General features: G+C 70.6%; 15 protein-coding genes. 7 read left to right on the plus strand and 8 right to left on the minus strand.

Annotated elements, in window-relative coordinates:
* Nucleotides 1–44: 44 nt before the first annotated feature.
* Nucleotides 45–3,803: an AAA family ATPase gene (locus tag SLNSH_RS02070; RefSeq protein WP_106335000.1), complete on the minus strand. Its 3,759-nt coding sequence runs from the start codon at nucleotides 3,801–3,803 to the stop codon at nucleotides 45–47.
* A 2-nt stretch (nucleotides 3,804–3,805) separates the two neighbouring features.
* Entirely contained in the window at nucleotides 3,806–5,032 is a 1,227-nt protein-coding gene (gene sbcD / locus SLNSH_RS02075) for an exonuclease subunit SbcD (RefSeq protein WP_106335001.1), read from the minus strand.
* Between the two features lie 152 nt (nucleotides 5,033–5,184).
* On the opposite strand from sbcD, the gene SLNSH_RS02080 reads away from it, so the two are divergent.
* Entirely contained in the window at nucleotides 5,185–5,463 is a 279-nt protein-coding gene (locus SLNSH_RS02080) for a hypothetical protein (RefSeq protein ID WP_106335002.1), read from the plus strand.
* Between the two features lie 15 nt (nucleotides 5,464–5,478).
* On the opposite strand, the gene SLNSH_RS02085 is transcribed toward SLNSH_RS02080, so the two are convergent.
* Nucleotides 5,479–6,156 (minus strand): GntR family transcriptional regulator, encoded by a 678-nt coding sequence (locus SLNSH_RS02085; RefSeq protein ID WP_106335003.1) that lies wholly within the window; start codon nucleotides 6,154–6,156, stop codon nucleotides 5,479–5,481.
* Nucleotides 6,153–9,086 carry an FAD-binding and (Fe-S)-binding domain-containing protein gene (locus SLNSH_RS02090; protein ID WP_106335004.1) on the minus strand — a complete coding sequence of 978 codons (2,934 nt, stop codon included), beginning with the start codon at nucleotides 9,084–9,086 and terminating at the stop codon, nucleotides 6,153–6,155. The genes SLNSH_RS02085 and SLNSH_RS02090 overlap by 4 nt, the downstream gene beginning before the upstream one ends.
* A gap of 105 nt (nucleotides 9,087–9,191) precedes the next feature.
* Between SLNSH_RS02090 and SLNSH_RS02095 the strand changes: the two genes are divergently transcribed.
* From SLNSH_RS02095 to SLNSH_RS02120, 6 genes are all read left to right on the plus strand, one after another.
* Nucleotides 9,192–10,382: a pyridoxal-phosphate-dependent aminotransferase family protein gene (locus SLNSH_RS02095; protein ID WP_106335005.1), complete on the plus strand. Its 1,191-nt coding sequence runs from the start codon at nucleotides 9,192–9,194 to the stop codon at nucleotides 10,380–10,382.
* A 105-nt stretch (nucleotides 10,383–10,487) separates the two neighbouring features.
* A complete protein-coding gene (locus tag SLNSH_RS02100; protein WP_245421965.1) occupies nucleotides 10,488–11,471 on the plus strand; it encodes a TRAP transporter substrate-binding protein in 984 nt (327 codons plus the stop codon).
* A 65-nt stretch (nucleotides 11,472–11,536) separates the two neighbouring features.
* Nucleotides 11,537–12,127, plus strand: coding sequence for a TRAP transporter small permease (locus tag SLNSH_RS02105; protein ID WP_106335006.1), 591 nt, complete (start codon nucleotides 11,537–11,539; stop codon nucleotides 12,125–12,127).
* The gene (locus tag SLNSH_RS02110) at nucleotides 12,124–13,413 is read left to right on the plus strand and encodes a TRAP transporter large permease (protein WP_196240198.1); all 1,290 of its coding nucleotides are present in this window, start codon (nucleotides 12,124–12,126) and stop codon (nucleotides 13,411–13,413) included. The genes SLNSH_RS02105 and SLNSH_RS02110 overlap by 4 nt, the downstream gene beginning before the upstream one ends.
* A 239-nt stretch (nucleotides 13,414–13,652) precedes the next feature.
* Nucleotides 13,653–14,858: a TadE/TadG family type IV pilus assembly protein gene (locus SLNSH_RS02115; protein WP_146140160.1), complete on the plus strand. Its 1,206-nt coding sequence runs from the start codon at nucleotides 13,653–13,655 to the stop codon at nucleotides 14,856–14,858.
* A gap of 105 nt (nucleotides 14,859–14,963) precedes the next feature.
* Nucleotides 14,964–15,452, plus strand: a complete 489-nt coding sequence (locus tag SLNSH_RS02120) for a hypothetical protein (RefSeq protein WP_106335008.1) — start codon at nucleotides 14,964–14,966, stop codon at nucleotides 15,450–15,452.
* A gap of 37 nt (nucleotides 15,453–15,489) precedes the next feature.
* On the opposite strand, the gene SLNSH_RS02125 is transcribed toward SLNSH_RS02120, so the two are convergent.
* The 4 genes from SLNSH_RS02125 to xth all read right to left on the minus strand — a co-directional run bounded on the left by SLNSH_RS02125 (nucleotide 15,490) and on the right by xth (nucleotide 17,960).
* A complete protein-coding gene (locus tag SLNSH_RS02125; protein WP_245421993.1) occupies nucleotides 15,490–16,260 on the minus strand; it encodes a lytic murein transglycosylase in 771 nt (256 codons plus the stop codon).
* Nucleotides 16,261–16,487: 227 nt separating this feature from the next.
* Nucleotides 16,488–16,691: a hypothetical protein gene (locus SLNSH_RS02130; RefSeq protein WP_106335010.1), complete on the minus strand. Its 204-nt coding sequence runs from the start codon at nucleotides 16,689–16,691 to the stop codon at nucleotides 16,488–16,490.
* 37 nt (nucleotides 16,692–16,728) lie between these two features.
* Nucleotides 16,729–17,046, minus strand: coding sequence for a DUF3303 domain-containing protein (locus tag SLNSH_RS02135; RefSeq protein WP_106335011.1), 318 nt, complete (start codon nucleotides 17,044–17,046; stop codon nucleotides 16,729–16,731).
* Between the two features lie 122 nt (nucleotides 17,047–17,168).
* Entirely contained in the window at nucleotides 17,169–17,960 is a 792-nt protein-coding gene (xth, locus tag SLNSH_RS02140; protein WP_106335012.1) for an exodeoxyribonuclease III, read from the minus strand.
* Between the last annotated feature and the right edge of the window lie 125 nt (nucleotides 17,961–18,085).

The following is an 18,085-nucleotide window of genomic DNA, read 5'->3' on the forward strand; positions in this document are numbered from 1 at the left end:
CGCGCCTGCTCGGCCACAGGTCCAGCCTGGATCGCGCGCTGCCATCAGAACGAGGCCGCCCAGCCCTCGGGAGCCGCCACACGGACCACGCTGCGACCCGCTCCCTGCCGGAGAACCTGCACCTGCACCGGAATGCGGTCCTTCATGGTTTCCACATGGCTGATCACCCCCACGGTTCGGCCCTGGCTCTGCAAAGCCTCGAGCGCGTCGATGGCGACATCGAGGCTGTCCGCGTCGAGCGACCCGAAGCCTTCGTCGATGAACAGCGTGTCTGCGAAGGTCTGCCGTCCGCCCAGTCCCGAAAGCGCCAAAGCCAGGGCGAGAGAGACCAGGAAGCGCTCGCCGCCTGACAGGCTGCGGGTGGATCGGCGCTCGTCGCCCATGTCCCGGTCGATCACATGCAGTCCGAGGTCCTGGCCGGGGGACCGCGCCAGCCGGTACCGGGGCTTCAGGTCAGCGAGCCGCCGGTTGGCGAGTTCAACTAGGAGGTCGAGCGTCACGCTCTGCGCGAACCGCGCGAAGCGGGCGCCGTCCCGCGAGCCGATCGCGGCGCTCACGGCTTTCCAGACCCCGGCCCGGGCCTGGGCCGCTTCGAGTTCGGCGGCCAGGCCGGCGAGGCGGGCCCGTTGCTCGTCGTCCTGTCGCAGCTCGCTTTCAAGGGCGCCGATGCGGCCCTGGCGTAGGCGTTGCTGCGCGCTCAGCGCCGCGCGCTCCTCCTCGAGCTGCTCGGCCGAGGTTTCAGGGGGACCGGCGGCGAGGGCGGCCGCGAGGTCGCTCCTGCGCTGGGCGACGGCGGACCGCGCTCCTGTCACCGCGTCGTCAAGCGACCGCAGCCGGTCGCGCAAATCCGCCACGGCTTCGGCGGGGGTGGCCAGCAAGGCTGCGGCTTCCGCGTGGGCGAGGCCCATGCCGGCGAGCGCCTGGGCGGCGGCGTTCCCCGCCGCCTCGCGGTCCTCCGCCGCCCGCGTGTGGGCGGCCTCCGCGAGGCTCGACGCCTCGCGGGCGGCCGCGAGCGCGGCTTGGGCTTCGGCCGCGTCGCGCGTGGCGCGTTCACGCCAATGCGCCGCGGCGTTGCGCGCCGCTGCCGCCCTGCCGCGGTGGACCTCGGTGGCCTCGCCGCCCAGCAGGGCGGCGCGGGCCCTGCGCTTCTCCGATAGCTGGGCGCCGCGGACGCCCTGCTCGCGAATGGCCTCGTCGAGGCGTCCGGCCGCCGCTTCCGCCGCATGCTGCGCCTCGACGAGGCGCGTCTCGGCCTCGCGCAGGGCCTCGTCCGCTTGCGCCAGGGCGGCATGCGCCGCTCGCCAGGCCTGCGCCTGCCCTCGCAGGCGCTGAAGGGCGCCCGGAGCGTCGCGCTCCAGGTCCGCGCCCGTGACGCCCGCCGGCGCGAGCCACGGCGCCAGCTCCCGGTCTGCGGAGGCGAGCCTCTCCAGGGTGGTCGCCAAGGCCTGCTCCGACAGGCGCAGAGCCGTTTGGGCTTCCGAGCGCACCTGCTCGGCCTCGGCGCGAGCCTGCACCCCGTTTTCGAGGGCGCGCGCCTGCGCCTCCCGGCTTTCCGCCAGCCGCGCGATGTCGGCCCGCAGCCGCCTCGCCTGCGTCAGCGCATCGTCGCAGGCCGCCCGCTGGGCTGCGGCCGCCCCGGCCGGCCCCTCCGTAAACGCCTCGGGCAAGTCGGGCAGGGGCGCCAGGAAGCCGAGCGCCGTCCAGAGCCCCTGGGCCTCCTTCAGAGCCCCTGAGAAGCGTCCCGAGGCCTCCTCGGCCTGGCGTGCGGCCCGCCCGGCGGCCCCGCGCCCTTCTTCGATCCGCGAGTTGGCCGCAGCCTTCCGGCCGCTCGCGGCCAGCAACTCCGTCTCAGCCGCGACCCGGACGGCCCGGGCCTCTTCGACGCCGGCGCGCAGATCCGCCGCTAGGGCCGCCAGGGCCGCGTTGGCGTGAGCGGGATGCTCGGTCGACCCGCACACCGGACAGGCCTCCCCGGGCGCGAGTCGCGCGCGCAGGCGCGCGGCCTCGGACGACGCCGCGTCCTCCGCGCGCGCGAGCGGCGCCTCGAGCGCGTCGATGCGCGCTTGGGCGGTCGCGCGCCGGGCCTGCGCGGCGCCCTCGGCCGCGGCCGCCTCCGCCAGCTCGGCTTCCGCCGCCGCGGCTTGGCGCGTCGCCTCAAGGGCGGCCGCCGCCGCGCGCCCGTGCTCCGCCGCCGCCCGGCCCGCCTCCCGCAATTGCTCGAGCAGGGCGCCGAGGCCGTCCCTGCGCCTGGCCACGCCCTCCTCGTCGATGGCGGCGAGCGCCGCGCTGCGCTCGGCCAGTTGCGCCTCCACCGCCTGCCTGGCCGCCGCCGCCGCCGCGTGCCGCTCGGCCAGCGCAGCCAGGCTCGCCTCCTGCCGCGAGATCTCCGCCCGGGCGGCCTCGGCGGCGGCCCGGTGGGCCTCGCGCGCCTGGGCGAACTCACGCCGCTTCAGGACCTTGGCGTCCACCTCGTCCCAGCGTTCCGCCAAGGCGCGCAGGGGCGCGAGGCGCGACGCCTCCGCCTCCGCCAGTCCAGCCGCGGCGCGGCCCGCGGCGGCCGTGCTCTCCCTGCGCGCGAGCGCCGCCGCAGCCTCGTCGGACCGAGCCGTCGCCTCTGATCGCGCCTGCTCGGCCCGCGCGAGTTCCTGCTCCGCCCAGGCCGACTCCGCGTCGAGGCCAGCCGCGCGGTCCCACTCGGGCGTGAACGCCACGATCGTCGCCTCGGCGAGATCCAGCTTCTGTCGCGCGTCCTGCGCGTCTGCTGCGGCCGCGCAAGCCTTGGCTTCAACCTCGGCCAGCACGCCCCGCGCGGCCTCCACCCGTGGGCCCGCCTCCGCGAGGGCGCGCTCCGTCTCAGCGAGCCTGCCCAGGGGCTCTCGCAGGGGCTGGGCGGCCTCGATCGCGGCCAGGAGGCGCCGGTCCTCGGCCGCGCCCTCAGCCGCGCGCTCGGCTTCGGCCAGGGCCGCCTCCGCCGCTATGGCGGCGGAGCGTGACGCCGCTATGGCGCCATGGCGCTGCAGCATGGCCTCGACCGCGCGCCGGCGCTCCTCCTGTGCGGCGTCTTCGGCCTGAAGCGCGAGGCGCTCATGGGCGCGCGCCTCGCGATCCTCGTCGCTCAACGCCCGGTGCTCCGCCCGGCGCGCTTCCAGCGCCGAAACGGCGGCCTCTGCGCCTGCGCAGCGGTCATAGGCGCGGCGCGAGATCTCCCGGTAGATGGCCGTGCCGGTGATCTTCTCCAGCAGTTCGGCCCGGGCGCTGGCGTCGGCGCGCAGGAGCGCGTCGAACTCGCCCTGCGCGAGCAGCACCGTCCGGCGGAACTCGTCATAGGTGAGGCCGGTGGTGCGCTCCACCGCGGCCCGTACGCCGGTCAGCGAGGCCTCGATCACGGCGCCGTCCTCGACGCGCTTCAGGCTCCGCGCGACGTTCTGGAGAGCCCCATCGGCCTTGTTCCGCGCCCGCCTCGCCGTCCAGGACGCCCGGTAGGCGACGCCGTCCGCGCCCACATAGTCCACCTCGGCCGAGCCCTCGGCCGCTCCGCGGCGCAGGCAGGAGCGCGGGTCGGTGGCCTGGATCTCCGCGCCGGCGTCCGGGACGGTCTCGCGCGAGCCGTCCCCGGCGCTCAGCCGCGGGCAGGCCCCGTAGAGCGCGAGGCAGAGCGCGTCCAGGATGGTGGATTTGCCCGCCCCGGTCTCGCCCGTGATGGCGAAGAGCCCGGCCGAGCGCAGCGGCTCCGAGTCCAGGTTGACCTCGAAGCTCTCGGCGAGGCTCGCCAGGTTGCGGCCGCGGATGGCGAGGATGCGCATGGTCAGTCACCCAGCCGGATTTCGTCGAATGCCGCCCGGTGCTCCGGGCCGGGCGGCGCCCCGTGCGCGGCTTCGAACGCGCGATCGAACAGGTCCCCGGGGTCGCAATCCGCCAGGCTGACGGGGGCAGGCGGCGCCTCCTCGGCTGCCGTCCGCGCGGGCCAGTCGATCTTGACCCCCGCGCAGCGGAGCGGGAGCGTCTCCAGCGCGCGCTCGACCTCGCCCGCCAGGCCGGCCGCCGGCCCGTCCGGCCGCACCACAACATGGGCGAAAGGCTGGCCCTCGCGGGGGCAGGCCGGATCCAGGCCGAGCGCCGCCACCGCGCCGGGCAACTCGGCCGCGGTGAGCGAGCCCCGCTGCGGCAACCGCAGGCATGGCACGGGGCGAGCCACGCGGATGTGCTCGCAGTGCGCGCCGTCCGGACGCAACTCGACCAGGCTCACGCCGTGGTCGTAGGGCAGCTCCGTGGCGGACAGGGGGAAGGGCGACCCCGAATAGCGCACCGTCTCGCGCCCGACGTGTTGGGGGCGGTGCAGGTGGCCGAGCGCCACATAGGCGACGTCGTCAGGGAAGATGTCCGGCGGCGCCGCATGCTCCCCGCCGACGAGGATCCGGCGCTCGGCCCCGTCGGATTCGAGGCCTCCCGCGCAATGCAGGTGCCCGGTTGCGACCAGCGGGGCGCCCCCGATCCGCTTGCGCGCGGCTTCGACAGCCTCCGCGTAGAGCCGGCGTGTGGCGCGGACCACGGGCGACCCGGGCTCCTCGTCCGCCTGGCCCAGCCCGGGCAGGTCTGCGGCGCGCAGATACGGAATGGCCAGCACATGGGCGCGGACCTCGCCATCCCGGTCCCGCAGCGGCACGAGATGCCTGTCGAGGTCGATGGCGCCATCGCGCCGGTGCATGACCCCGACCACGCGAACCCCGATGCCTTCAAGCAAGGCGGACGGCGCTTCGAGGCGGCCCGCCGGGTCGTGGTTGCCGGCCACCATGATGGTGGTTAGCCGGGGCCGGCGCTGATGCAGGCCGACCAGCGCCTCGTACAGCATGCGCGTGGCCTCGGCCGAGGGATTGACCCCGTCGAAGACGTCGCCTGCCACGACCAGGGCGTCGGCTCCGTGCGCGTCCACAAGCTCCGGCAACCGGGCCAGGAAGGCGCCGTGCTCGGCCTCGCGGGTCCAGCCGTTCAGGGTCTGGCCGATGTGCCAGTCCGCCGTGTGAAGGATCCGCATGGCTTCGTCGCCCCCGCCGCTTCCCGCGCTGGCTGCGCGGAAACCGTCTGTGTAGCTGATTCCCGGGTCGACGATGGCGTCGGCCGACTGGAACGGCGGCTCCTGTCGGCGCGTTCTCCGACGTCCCGCAACCTCGTCGATCGGAGGCTCCCATGCCGCTCACCGGTAAGTTCGACTTCGAGGTCACGATGACCGGCAAGATGATCCTGATCGTCGAGGAGGAAGTGCCCCGCCGTTTGAGCCGCGACAAGAACGCCGTGAAACTCCGCTGGCGTCGCGCCAAGCCCATGGACCTGGCGACTCCGCCCATGCGCGCCCTGGCCGACCTGCGGTACCATGCCGGCGGTGGCCGTCGCCTGCTGCCCCCGCCGCAACCGGCCGTGATCGACTTTCCGCGCGTGGACCAAGGCGCCAGCATCGACCGGTCCTGATCCGGGCGCCTTCGTTCAGCCGAACGCGGCTGCGATCACCGGCCGCTTGCCGAGCACGTGTCTGCGCATGAGCTCGCCAAGTTCCTTGCTGGCGCCGGCTTTCAGAAGGCGCAGCATGTCCTCGTGCTCCCGAACGGCCTTCAGCCACTGTTCGGGCGTCTTGTGCGCCGTGTAGCGGGCCCGCTGCACGCGGCCGGAGAGATTCGCGTAAACCTGTGCCAGCGTCGGGCTGCGCGCCGCCGCCATGATGGCGTCGTGGATCTGGCGGTTCAGGACGAAATAGGCCCGCTCGTCCTCCCGCTTCCAGGCCTCCACCATGGCGTCGTGGTCCCGCGCGATGGCGGCGATCTCGTCCGGCGTGATCCGGGCGGCTGCAAGCTCCCCGGCGCGCCGCTCCAGGATCGAGATCACGTCCAGCACGTCGTCGAGCTCGGTCTCGGAAATGCTCGCCACTCGCGCCCCGCGATTGGGCAGCAGCTCCAGGAGCCCTTCCGTCGCCAGGATCTTGATCGCCTCGCGCAGGGGCGTCCGCGAGATGCCGAACCGGGCGCAGAGATCCGCCTCGTTGATGCGGGCGCGCGGCTCCAGTTCCCCGTCCTGGATCAGGGTCCGGAGCCGGCCTGCGACCTCGTCGTGAAGGTAGCGCCGCGTGATGCCCGCAGGCTCGGCGCGAAGGCTGGCGGGCGCGGTCATGCAGGCTCCTCCATCGGCTCCAGGGCCTCGTCCAGCACCCGGAGCACGTGAACGGCCTCCCGCCGCGCGCCGTCGCCGATCTGGTGCCTGCAACTCACGCCGTCGGCAACCACCAGCGCGCCCGGGGACGCATTTCGCACGGCGGGGAGCAGGGAGAGCTCGCCCATGGCGAAGGACACGTCCGCGGTCTCCCGCGCATACCCGAAGGCGCCGGCCATGCCGCAGCAGCTGGAGTCCACCACGGACACGGCGAGGCCGGGGACGGACCGAAGCACGGTTTCGACCGCGCCCATAGCTCCGAAGGCCTTCTCATGGCAATGACCATGAAGGAGAGCCTGGCGTCCGCCCTGGTCACGCAGGGGCAGGCTCACCCAGCCCTGCGCCAGGTCGGCCGCCAGCGTCTCGACGGCGAGCGCGCTGGCCGAGGCGAGCGCCGACGTGTCGGACCCGGGAACGAGCGCCTCGTATTCGTCCCTGAACGTCATCAGGCACGACGGCTCGAGCCCGACCACCCGGGCTCCCGCCGCCACATAGGGCGCCAGCGCGGCCACGGTGCGGCGGGCCTCCTCACGCGCCTGCTCCAGGAAGCCACCGGACAGGAAGGTGCGGCCGCAGCACAGCGGCCGTCGGCCGGGCGTCTCGGGCGCGTGCAGCCGGTAGCCGGCCGCCGCAAGCACGCGCTGCGCCGCCGCCAGGTTCCCGGGCTCGAAGTAGCGGTTGAAGGTGTCGGCGAAGAGCACGAGGTCCCGGCCATCGCCCACCACGGCCGCCGGCGCGCTCGGCGCGGCGTCGCGCCAGGGCTTGCGCCAGACCGGGAGCGAGCGCCGCGCGCTGAAGCCGAGCATCTTCTCTGACAGGAGGGCGAGCCCGGGGACGACGTCCCGAAGGTTGGCGAAGAAACGCAGCCGGGACAGGGCAGGGGCATAGCGCGGCAGGAACGCGATCAGCCTGTCGCGCAGGCTTGACCCGTGGCGCGCGCGCCAATGGTGGAGGAACTCCACCTTCATGCGCGCCATGTCCACGCCGGTCGGGCATTCGCGGCGGCAGCCCTTGCAGGAGACGCAGAGATCCAGCGTGTCCTTCATCTCGGGCGACGTGAACGCGTCTGGCCCGAGCTGGCCGCTGATGGCGAGGCGCAGCGAATTGGCGCGGCCGCGGGTGACGTGCTGCTCGTCGCGTGTGGCGCGCCAGGACGGGCACATCACGCCCGAAGCGTGCGAGCGGCAGGCGCCGTTGTTGTTGCACATCTCGACCGCGCCCGCGAAGCCGCCCCAGGCGCTCCAATCCAGCGCCGTGCGGGCCGGCTCCGCCGCGGTGTAGCCCGGCCCGAAGCGCATCAGTTCGCGGTCGTCCATGCGGTAGGGCCGGACGATCTTGCCCGGATTGAGCTGGTTCTCAGGGTCGAAGCCGTCCTTGACCTGTTCGAAGGCGGAAACGAGCCGGGTCCCGAACATGCGGCCGTGGAACTCGGAGCGCGAGATGCCGTCCCCGTGCTCGCCCGAGTGCGACCCCTTGAACCGTTTGACCAGCTCGCAGGCCGCCTCCGCGATGGCGCGCATGCGCCTGGCGCCGTCCTCCGTCTTCATGTCGAGGATGGGACGGACGTGGAGGCAGCCCACGGAGGCGTGCGCGTACCAGGTGCCGCGCGTTCCGTGCTGGGCGAAGAGCGCCGTCACCGCGTCGGTGTAGTCGGCGAGGTGCTCCAGAGGCACGGCGCAGTCTTCGATGAAGGACACCGGCTTCCCGTCCCCGCGCATGGACATCATGATGTTGAGGCAGGCCTCGCGCACGCCCCACACCTGCGCCTGCCGGGCGCGCTCCACCACCTCCACCACGGCGTCCGGGAAGCCGAGGTCGGCCATGCAGGCGTCAAGCCGCCGCAGGTCGGCGCGCAGCGCCGTGAGGTCGTCCCCGGCGAACTCCACGATCAGCAGGCAATCGGGCTGGCCGCGGGTGATGTCGGACAGCGTGCGCCGGAACAGCGGGATGTCGGCGCCCAGCACGAGGACGTTGTTGTCCACCAGTTCGACCGCGACGGGTTCGAGCTCGACCAGATGGCGGGTCGTCTCCATGGCCGAGCGGAAGCTGGGGAAATGACAGACGCCCATTACCCGATGCCGCGGCAGGCGCGACAGCTGCAGGGTGACGCTGGTCGACAGGGCCAGCGTGCCCTCCGACCCGACCAGAAGGTGGGCGAGGTTGGGGGCAGGGGAGAGCAGGGCGTCGAGGTTGTAGCCGCCGACCCGGCGCTGGACCTTGGGGAAGACGCGCTCGATCTCCTCCCGCTCGCGGTCCGCCAGCGACGTCATCGCCCTGGCGAGGGTCCCGGCCACGCTGGCGCCGCTCACGGCCCCGCCCGCGCCAAAGGCGAACGCCTGGCCGTCCGGCAGCAGCGCCTCGATGGCGGCCACGTTGTCCACCATCTTGCCGTAGCGCAGCGACCGCGCCCCGGACGAGTTGTTGGCCGTCATGCCTCCGATGGTGCACCGGGTGGCCGTCGAGGGCTCCACGGGGAAGAACAGCCCGTCGGCCTTGAGCCGGGCGTTGAGGCGCGCCAGCACATGTCCCGGCTGCACCGTGACGTGGCCGGAAGCGGGATCATAGAACTCCACCCGGTTCATGTGCCGGCTGAAATCGAGCACGAGGCCGGCCCCGAGCGGCTGGCCGTTCTGCGACGTCCCGGCGCCGCGGGCGATGACGGGCGTGCCGTTCTCGCGTGCGATGACGAGGGCGGCCTCGACGTCCGCGGCGCTCTTTGGGAACGTCACCCCGACCGGCATGATCTGGTAGATGGAGGCGTCCGTGGCGTAGCGCCCGCGCGTGAACGCGTCGAAACGGACCTCCCCCTGCATGGCCTTGGACAGACGGCGCTCCAGCGCCATGTCGCGGCTCCCCGCTGCGGCCATGGCCTGCGCTGGCCGTTTCGTCATTCCAAGCACCGATGGGCTCCCCGACGGCGCGGAAGTATTTGCGGTTGCGCCAGCCCAAAGATAATACAAAATTCAAAACTCAGAACGCAAACGTCGCGGGACACCATGGCGCATCAACCCGGCCGTCACTTCCTCCAGATTCCCGGCCCCACGAACACGCCTTTGCCCGTGCTGGCGGCGATCGCGAAGCCGACCATCGATCACCGCGGGCCGGAGTTTCAGGCGCTCGGCCGCGAGGTGCTGGCGGGGATCCGGACGATCTTCCAGACCGAGGACCCGGTCATCATCTATCCGGCCTCGGGAACCGGGGCCTGGGAGGCCGCTCTCGTCAATACGCTCTCCCCGGGCGACCGCGTGCTCATGGTCGAGACCGGCTGGTTCGCGACGCTCTGGAGCCGCATGGCGAAGCGCCTGGGGCTCGAGGTCGAGCTCCTGCCCGGCGACTGGCGCAGCGGCGTGAAGGCGGATGCGGTCGAGGCCCGGCTCGGCCAGGACCGCGGGGGGGCCGTCAAGGCCGTCGCGGTGGTCCACAACGAGACATCGACGGGCGTCACCTCCGACATCGCCTCCGTGCGCCGCGCCCTCGACCGGGCCGGCCATCCGGCCCTTCTGATGGTGGACACCATTTCCTCGCTCGGCTCGATCGACTACCACCACGAGGAGTGGGGCGTGGACGTCACGGTCGGAGGCTCCCAGAAGGGCCTGATGCTGCCGCCGGGCCTGTCCTTCAACGCGATCTCGCAGAAGGCGCTGGCGGCGAGCCGCGACGCGGGTTTCCCCCGCTCCTTCTGGGCGTGGGACGAGATGCTGGCCGCCAACGCCAACGGATTCTTCCCCTATACGCCCGCGACCAACATGCTGCAGGGCCTCAAGGTCGCGATCGATATGCTCCACGACGAGGGCCTGGACAACGTCTTCGCCCGCCACGACCGGGCCGCCGAGGCGACGCGCCGGGCGGTGCGCCACTGGGGCTTCGAGATCCAGTGCGCCGACCCGCGCGAGTACTCGTCCGCCCTGACCGCGGTGCGTTTGCCCGAAGGCCATTCCGCGGACCGCCTGCGGGCCGAGATCCTGCGCCGCTCCAACCTGTCGCTCGGCAACGGGCTTGGGCCGCTGGCGGACCGCGTGTTCCGCATCGGCCACCTGGGCGACTTTCACGACCTGATGGTCACCGGCACGCTCTCTGGCGTGGAGATGGGGCTGGCCGCCTGCGGCGTCCCGCACCGCCCGGGAGGCGTGGAGGCCGCGATGTCTTATCTGAACGGCAACCTCGCGACCGCCAGGGCGGCCGAGTAAGGGACAGACGGGAGGCTCAAGGAAGCGCCAGGAATGCAGTAAGCGTCAGCAGGGATCGCCACAGCCGGCTCGCCAAGAAGCCGGCGTGACAAGGGAGAGAACGCCATGGAGATGAATAGGCGGTCCGCCATGATGGTCATCGGCGCCGGCGTATTCGCCGCCGCCCCAGCCCGCGCGGAAACGGAGATCAAGCTTGGCCACGTCGGCGAGCCCGGGTCGCTGTTCGACCGATGCTCGCAGGAGTTCGCCAAGCGCGTGAACGCCAGGCTCGGCGGCAAGGCCAAGCTGGCCGTCTACGGGTCGAGCCAGCTCGGCAGCGACTCCGATCTCTTGAAGAAGCTGAAGCTCGGCACCGTGGACCTGGCGCTGCCGTCCACCGTGATGTCCTCCCTGGTCGCCCTCTTCGGCTTGTTCGAGATGCCCTACCTGGTCAAGGACCGCGAGCACATGGCCCGCATCCGCGACCAGATCCTCTACCCCAGCATGGCCCCCGCCGCCGAGAAGGATGGCTTTCGCATTCTGGCGACCTGGGAAAACGGCGTCCGGCACATCACCAACAACAAGAAGCGCATCGTGAAGCCCGAGGACCTGCAGGGCATCAAGCTGCGCGTCCCCGCCGGTGAGTGGCGGGTGAAGATGTTCAAGGCCTATGGCGCCAACCCCAGCCCGCTGAGCTTCTCGGAGGTGTTCGTCGCCCTGCAGACGGGCGTGATGGACGGCCAGGAGAACCCCTTCGCCCAGATCTATCCGGCCCGCTTCTATGAGGTTCAGAAGTACCTGTCCCTCACCGGTCACGTCTACACGCCCGCCTACCTCACCGCCGGGCGTAGCTGGTCCCGGTTCGATCCGGAGGTCCAGAAGGCTGTCGCCGAAACGGCGCGCGAGATGGAGCCCGTCGTACTCAAGCTGGCGGCGGAGCTCGACGACGATTTCCTGAAGAAGCTCAAGGACGCCGGCATGCAGGTGAACGAGGTCGACAAGGCCGCCTTCCTGAAGGCCAGTCAGTCCGTCTTCGACGAGTTCAGCAAACAGGTGCCCGAGGGCAAGGACCTCATCGACAAGGCGCTCGCCCTCGGCAAGGCCGCCTGAGCCCGAAAGCCCGGCCGGCCGCGCTGCGGCCGGTTCGCCCCGCGCCGCTGCGAAAGGCCTCCCCCTTGCAAAGCCTCGCTTCCATCCGCAACGCCTTCGAGCGCTTCCTCGAATGGATCGTGATCGCCCTTGTCGGCGCGCTCACGATCCTGATCGTCCTTGGGGCCGCCTGCCGCTATCTCGGCGCCTCCCTGGTCTGGTACGACGAGACCGCGTCCATCGGTCTGGTTTGGCTGACCTATTACGGCAGCGCGCTGGCAGCCCTGAAGGGCGCTCACATCGGATTCGCCGGCCTGGTGAATGCCTTTCCGCCCAGGCTGCGCGTGGCCGCCACGATCTTCTCGGAGGCCTGCGTGTTCCTGTTTTTCGGCCTCCTGGCCTGGACGGGGTTCGAGGTGCTGGACGTGCTGGCCGGCGACCACATGGTGAGCCTGCCGGAGGTGCCTCTGCGGCTGACGCAGTCGTCCATCCCCATCGGAGCCGTTCTTTTCATGATCGCCGAGGCGCTGCGCCTGCCGGAACTGCTCAAGGCCGCAGCGGGCGAGGGCTTCGTGGACCACGAGATCGAGGAGGCCCTGAACGCGGCCGAAGCCGACCGGTCCCAGGCTTCCGGCGCCGCGCTCGGCCGCGCCGTCACCGGGAGCGCGGCGCCATGACCATCGGCCTGATGCTTGCAGGCATGCTGGGCCTTGCGGCCCTGAACGTGCCGATTGCGGTCGCCCTGGGGCTGGTCGCGGTGCTCGCCATCGTGCTCACGCAGGGCGCAGGCATGCTGCCCAACGTCGCACTCGTCATGCACGAGGGCGCCGGGTCCTTCCCGCTGCTCGCCATCCCGCTTTTCGTGCTTGCGGGCGGCGTCATGAACGCCTCGTCGATCTCGCGGCGGCTCATCGCCTTTGCGTCGGCCCTCGTGGGTTTTGTCCGCGGCGGCCTGTCCATGGTGGCCATCGCCACTTCGCTTTTCTTCGCCGAGATCTCCGGCTCGGCGGTGGCCGACGTGGCGGCCCTGGGCAGCATCCTGATCCCGGCCATGCGCAAGCGCGGCTACTCCCGGGAGTTCTCGGCCGCGGTGTGCTCTTCGGCGGCCTCGCTCGCCATCATCATCCCGCCCTCCATTCCGATGGTGCTCTATGCCGTCATGGCGAACACCTCGGTGGTGAAGCTCTTCGTGGCGGGCTTCCTGCCGGGCCTGCTCGGCGCGATCGGCCTGGCGGTCGCCGCCTACGTGCAGGCGGTGCGCTACAATTTTCCCGTGGAGGAGCGCTTCGCCCTCGCCAACGTCTGGAAGACCTTCAAGGAGGCGATCTGGGCCTTTGTCCTGCCCCTCGTGATTCTCGGCGGCATGTTCGGCGGCTTCGTCACCGCCACGGAGGGCGCGGGCCTTGCGGTCGCGGCGGCGCTGTTCGTCAGCACCGTCGTGTACCGCGAGCTCAGCGGGCGGGAGTTGCGAAAGGCGCTGCTCGACGCGGGGCTTCAGACGGCCGTCGTGATGCTGCTGGTCGCCTCCTCCGCCCTCATCAGCACCTTCCTGACCGAGGCCAAGCTGCCGCAGGCCCTGGCGCACGCCGTCAGCGGCGTCACGACGAACAAATACGCGGTGCTGCTACTGCTCAACATAGCCTTCCTGATCCTGGGCATGTTCCTCCACTCGGCCGCCGCCATCATTCTGGTCGTGCCGATCGTGATGCCCATGGTCACCGCCGTCGGGATCGACCCGATTCACTTCGGCATGGTGGTGACGCTGAACCTCGCCATCGGCCAGCAGACGCCGCCCGTTGCCAGCGTCCTCATCGCCGCGTGCTCGATCGCCAAGGCGGACATCTGGGAGACCACGAAGGTCAACCTGCCCTTCATCCTGGCCTTGGTGCTCGTGCTCCTGCTGTGCACCTATGTGCCGGCACTGTCGCTGCTGCTGGTGGACTATTTCTACGGCGGACGCTGAGGGGGGCGGCCACCGGAACAAGCGGGGCTGGGCCCCGGCCGAGGACGACTGCGCCCCGCGCCTGAGGTTTCAGCCATCGTCAGCGCCCGGAGGGAAGGGGGCCAGCCGCCCGGGAATGCGAACAAAAGGACTCGTATTTTTTCCGATTAAAATCCCTTAACTTTAGCCCCGCTCGGAAACACCTTTTAGAAAGGTTTGCGGCAGGCTCTTAGCAACCGAGAGTTGCAGAGGGCCTCAACGTGCGTGCATTGCAAGCCTTTCGCCGGGATGTCGCCGGCTCCGCTGCGATCGTCTTCGCCGTCGCCAGCGTTCCCATGACCGCCGTGGTGGCGGGCGCAGTCGACTTCTCCAAGGCATACGCCGTGCAGATGAAGCTGCAGGCCGAGGCCGACGCCGCCGCGCTGCGCGTCTCCAGCATGGGCGCGCTGGCCACGGGCGCCCAGCGGCTCAGCGCCGCCCAGGCCATGTTCACCGACGCGTCGGCCGGCGCCCCCGCCGTGAACGTCGCCTGGGATGGCCAGACCACGACCGTCACGGCCAGCCTCGACGTCCGCACGTCGATGCTGGGCATCGCCGGCATCGCGACCATCCCGGCCCGCGTGAAATCCTCCGCCAAGCCGACCCGCAGCGGGCCCTCCTCCTGCGTCCTGGCCCTGAACCGCTCGGTCAGCGGCGCGATCACCATCTCGGGCTCGTCCACGCTGGCGGCCGACGGCTGCGCCCTCTACAGCAATTCGGCGAGCCCCAGCGCCATCTCCATCCAGGGCGGCGCGGTCGTCAGCGCGGCCGGGTTCTGCGCGGTTGGAGGCGTCGCCGGAGGAACCGGGCTCACGCCCGCGCCGCTGACGGGGTGCTTCCCGGTCTCCGACCCCTTCGCCGCCCTGCCGGCCGCCTCCGGAAGCGGCTGCGCCTACAACAACATGCAGGTGCAGCCGAGCCAGACCAAGGCGCTCGGGCCGGGCGTCTATTGCGGCGGCCTGACCATCAAGGGGACGGTCACCCTCTCGCCGGGCGTCTACATCATCAAGGACGGCCCGCTCACCCTCAACAGCCAGGGCAGCGTCTCGGGCTCCGGCGTCACCTTCTACATGACGGGGAGCAACGCAGGCTTCACGCTCAACGCCGGGGGCACCATCAATCTCTCAGCCCCGACGAGCGGCACCTATTCGGGCATGCTGCTCGTGCAGGACAAGGCGTCCAACGTGGGCGCCGGCAACACCCTGAACGGCGGCGCCAACATGACCCTCACGGGCGCCATCTATACGCCCACCCAGACGCTCACCCTCAACGGCGGCAGCAGCTTCGGCCAGTCGAGCGCGTTCATGCCGATCATCGCCGACCAGATCAAGTTCGCCGGCTCCACGACGACCAGGGTGGACACGAGCAAGATGCAGCCTTCGCAGCCGCTGGCCACCCTCCAGAACGGCTCCAAGCTGGTGCAGTAGCAAGCGCAGCCTCCGCCCCGGGCGGGGGCTGCGAAACGCGGTTCCGCTGGAACAGGCTCGGCCTTCGCCCGTTGCCATGCCTCCAAACACGAGAAGGAGGCGAACATGGCTGAGAACGAAGGCGCCGGCACGGGCGCGTTGGGCAATGTCACCGACATGGCGTCCAGGGCTGCCGATACGGCGCGCCAGAAGGTCAGCGACGCCACGGACGCGGTGCGCAACATGTCGACGGACGATGCGGCGCGCATGGCCCGCCAGGGCGGCGAATACGCCTATGACACGGTGACGTCGCATCCTTTCGCGACGGCCGCCATCGGGGCCCTCGTGGCCTATGCGCTGTTCCGGCCGAGCCGGTCGTCCGACTACGATTTCCGGCCGCAGTACCGCCAGGCGCGCGACATGGCCCGCGACATGGCGAGCGACTACGCCGATCAGGCCCGCAGCCGCTTTGGCGACTATGACTTCAGCGGCGCCTACGACATGGGGCGCGACTACGCCAACCGGCTGAGCAGCCAGGCTTCCAAGGAGCCGCTCGCCGCCGCGGTCGGCGTGGGTCTGGTCGCCTGCATGTTGATGTCGCTGATGCGCAAGTAGGGGCAAGCGCCCCCGGCGATCCCGGGGGCGCGCCTCGTCAGTCGATCTGGCTGGCGATATGCGCGATGGCGCGCTGGTACACTGACGCCGCGTTCCAGGCCTGGATGGCGGCGAAGTTGGCTTCGCCCGGCTGGTAGCCCGCGCCGGCGCGCCAGCCGTGGGCCTTGAGGAAGTTCGCCGTGGAGGCCAGCGCGTTGGCGGTGACGTCCAGGTTTCCGCCCACGCCATAGTTGAGGATGTTCTTCGGCATGAACTGGGTCTGGCCGATCTCGCCGTGCATGGACCCGCGCGTGCTGGCCGTCAGGATGCCCCGGTCGACCAGGGTGAGCGCGGCGTAGAGCTGGTCGGTGAAGAAGGCGGACCGCCGGCAGTCATACGCCAGCGTGGCTACGGCCGAGAGCGTGTTCTGGTTGCCGCGCTGGGAGCCGAAGGCGGTCTCCATGCCCCAGATCGCGATCAGCGGGCCAGGCGGCACGCCGTAGCGCTGCTCGATGGATGCGAACATGGCCGAATGCGACTGCTTAAGGCTGCGTCCGCGCGACACGATCGCCGCGCCGCCGCGCTTCGCGAGGAACTGGTCCAGCGACAGGCGGAAGCTGTGTTGCCCGCGGTCCGCCGCGATGGTGGCCGTGGCGTAGTGCGTGCTCATCAGGGCGGAGATGGCCGTTGGCCCCACGCCCCGCGCCCGCGCCTCGCTGGCGAATTCCTGCTTCCAGGCCTCGAACCCCCCTGCGGAGTTGCCGCACTGGGCGGCCCCCGCGGCTGTCGCAGTCCCGACGAGCGAGACCAGGGCTGCGAAGGGGACCATGGTCCAACGGGCGTGGAGACGCATGCAGAACTCCTTTGTGCCGTCCAACAAGGGCGAGGCGAACGCCTCGATGCCGCCAGGGGGCTGACGACGCTCAGGTATTCTCGAATCGGAGTGAGGCCCTGTCAAAGCGCAGCAGCCAGCCCAACACCGCATGGTTAGCGCGCCGAGGATCGTGTGCTCGGCCACTTCAGCGCGACAAGGCTGTGCCGCGACCGCTCTGGAAATCAGCCGAGCACCACGACCAGGGTCGCGGTCCCATGCTCAGCGTCTCTGGCCAGGCGCCAACCGGCTCCTTGCCTCATGGCGAGATCCGTCCAGATGGCCAAGTCTTCAAAAACGTGGGCGACGCGCTCGATCGCAACTGGAGCGTCCCCGCCCACCTCGTCGCGAAGCTCCTCCAGCTCGGCGATCAGGTCGGAGATCGTCATCGGGAAGCCTCCTCGCGCCTGCTTGAGGCGCTTTCGATCAATGCCGCTGAAGCAACTGCTCTCGCATATGCACGCCTTCAGCCCCCACCTTGGTGGCCGTGGTCACGTCGATCACAGGCTCGATCTCGACCTTGAATGTCGAGTAGATCGTGGAGATCCTGTGCAAGTTGGCGAGATCGCTCGTCTCCACGACCATGTACCCGCTGAACGTGCCGACTCGAGTGAGGAACTGGTGAATCGTGACGTCTGGGCCGACATCCCAGTGGCTGAACAAGGCCAGGATTCGCTTCTGTGCGTCATCATAAGCCGACGGGGACCCCTGAGGCTTCTCGCTCCACTTGAGCATGAAGAGCATGGCTTCCTCCTGCTGGATGAATGCCGGCGGCAGTCTCACACGGTCCCATGTAGCTCGCCATTTTGCCAACAGAGGTAGTCGAGCCCGGGCTGGCTCCGCCCGGCGGTCAAACAGCTGCCGCGTCACTCAGGTCCGTCGCCCGGTTCGGCAAGCTGGATCCAGACCGGCGCATGATCGCTCGCCTTCTCCCAGCCGCGCACGTGCCTGTCCACGTCGGCTGCGCGCACCTGGTCCTGGAGGGCGGGGCCGACCAGGAGGTGGTCGATGCGAAGCCCGGCGTCGCGTCCGAACGCGTTCCGGAAGTAGTCCCAGAACGTGTAGATGCGTTCATCCGGATGGAGCGCCCTCAGGCAATCTGTCCACCCCTGGGCGACAAGCTCGGCGTAGGCGTCCCGGACCTCGGGGCGGAACAGAGCGTCATCGCGCCAGCGCTCCGGCTTGTAGACGTCCAGGTCGGTCGGCATCACGTTGAAGTCGCCGGCCAGCACGACCGGGATGTCGTGCGCAAGCAGGTCAGCCGCGTAATTTTTCAGCCTGTCGAACCAGCGCAGCTTGTAGTCGAATTTCGGTCCGGGAGCCGGGTTGCCGTTGGGCAGGTAGAGGCAGCCGACGAGGACGCCGGCCACCACCCCTTCGATGTACCGGCTCTGTTCATCCTCCGGATCGCCCGGAAGGCCGCGACGTGTTTCCTGCGGGGCGACGCCCCTGGCCAGCAATGCGACTCCGTTCCAGCTCTTCTGGCCCTGCCAGATCGCGCCATAGCCCGCCTTCTCCAGCGCGGCGGCCGGAAACTTCTCCTGCGGCGCCTTGAGCTCCTGCAGGCAGACCACCTCGGGCTTTGCTTCCTCAAGCCAGCGTAGAAGAACCGGCAGGCGCCCGTTGACGCCATTGACGTTGAAAGTGGCGAGCTTCAAGCCTGTCCAACTCCGAACGCCAGGGCGACCCTGGCCAGAAACCCTTTCTCAATCGCGCGCGCGACAGCATCGTTCCGGCCCTTGAGGCCTCGTGCGGGCGGCTCCCGCCCCGAAATCCGCCACCA

Origin of the sequence: Alsobacter soli (genome assembly GCF_003004785.1) — a bacterium.
GTDB lineage: Bacteria > Pseudomonadota > Alphaproteobacteria > Rhizobiales > Beijerinckiaceae > Alsobacter > Alsobacter soli.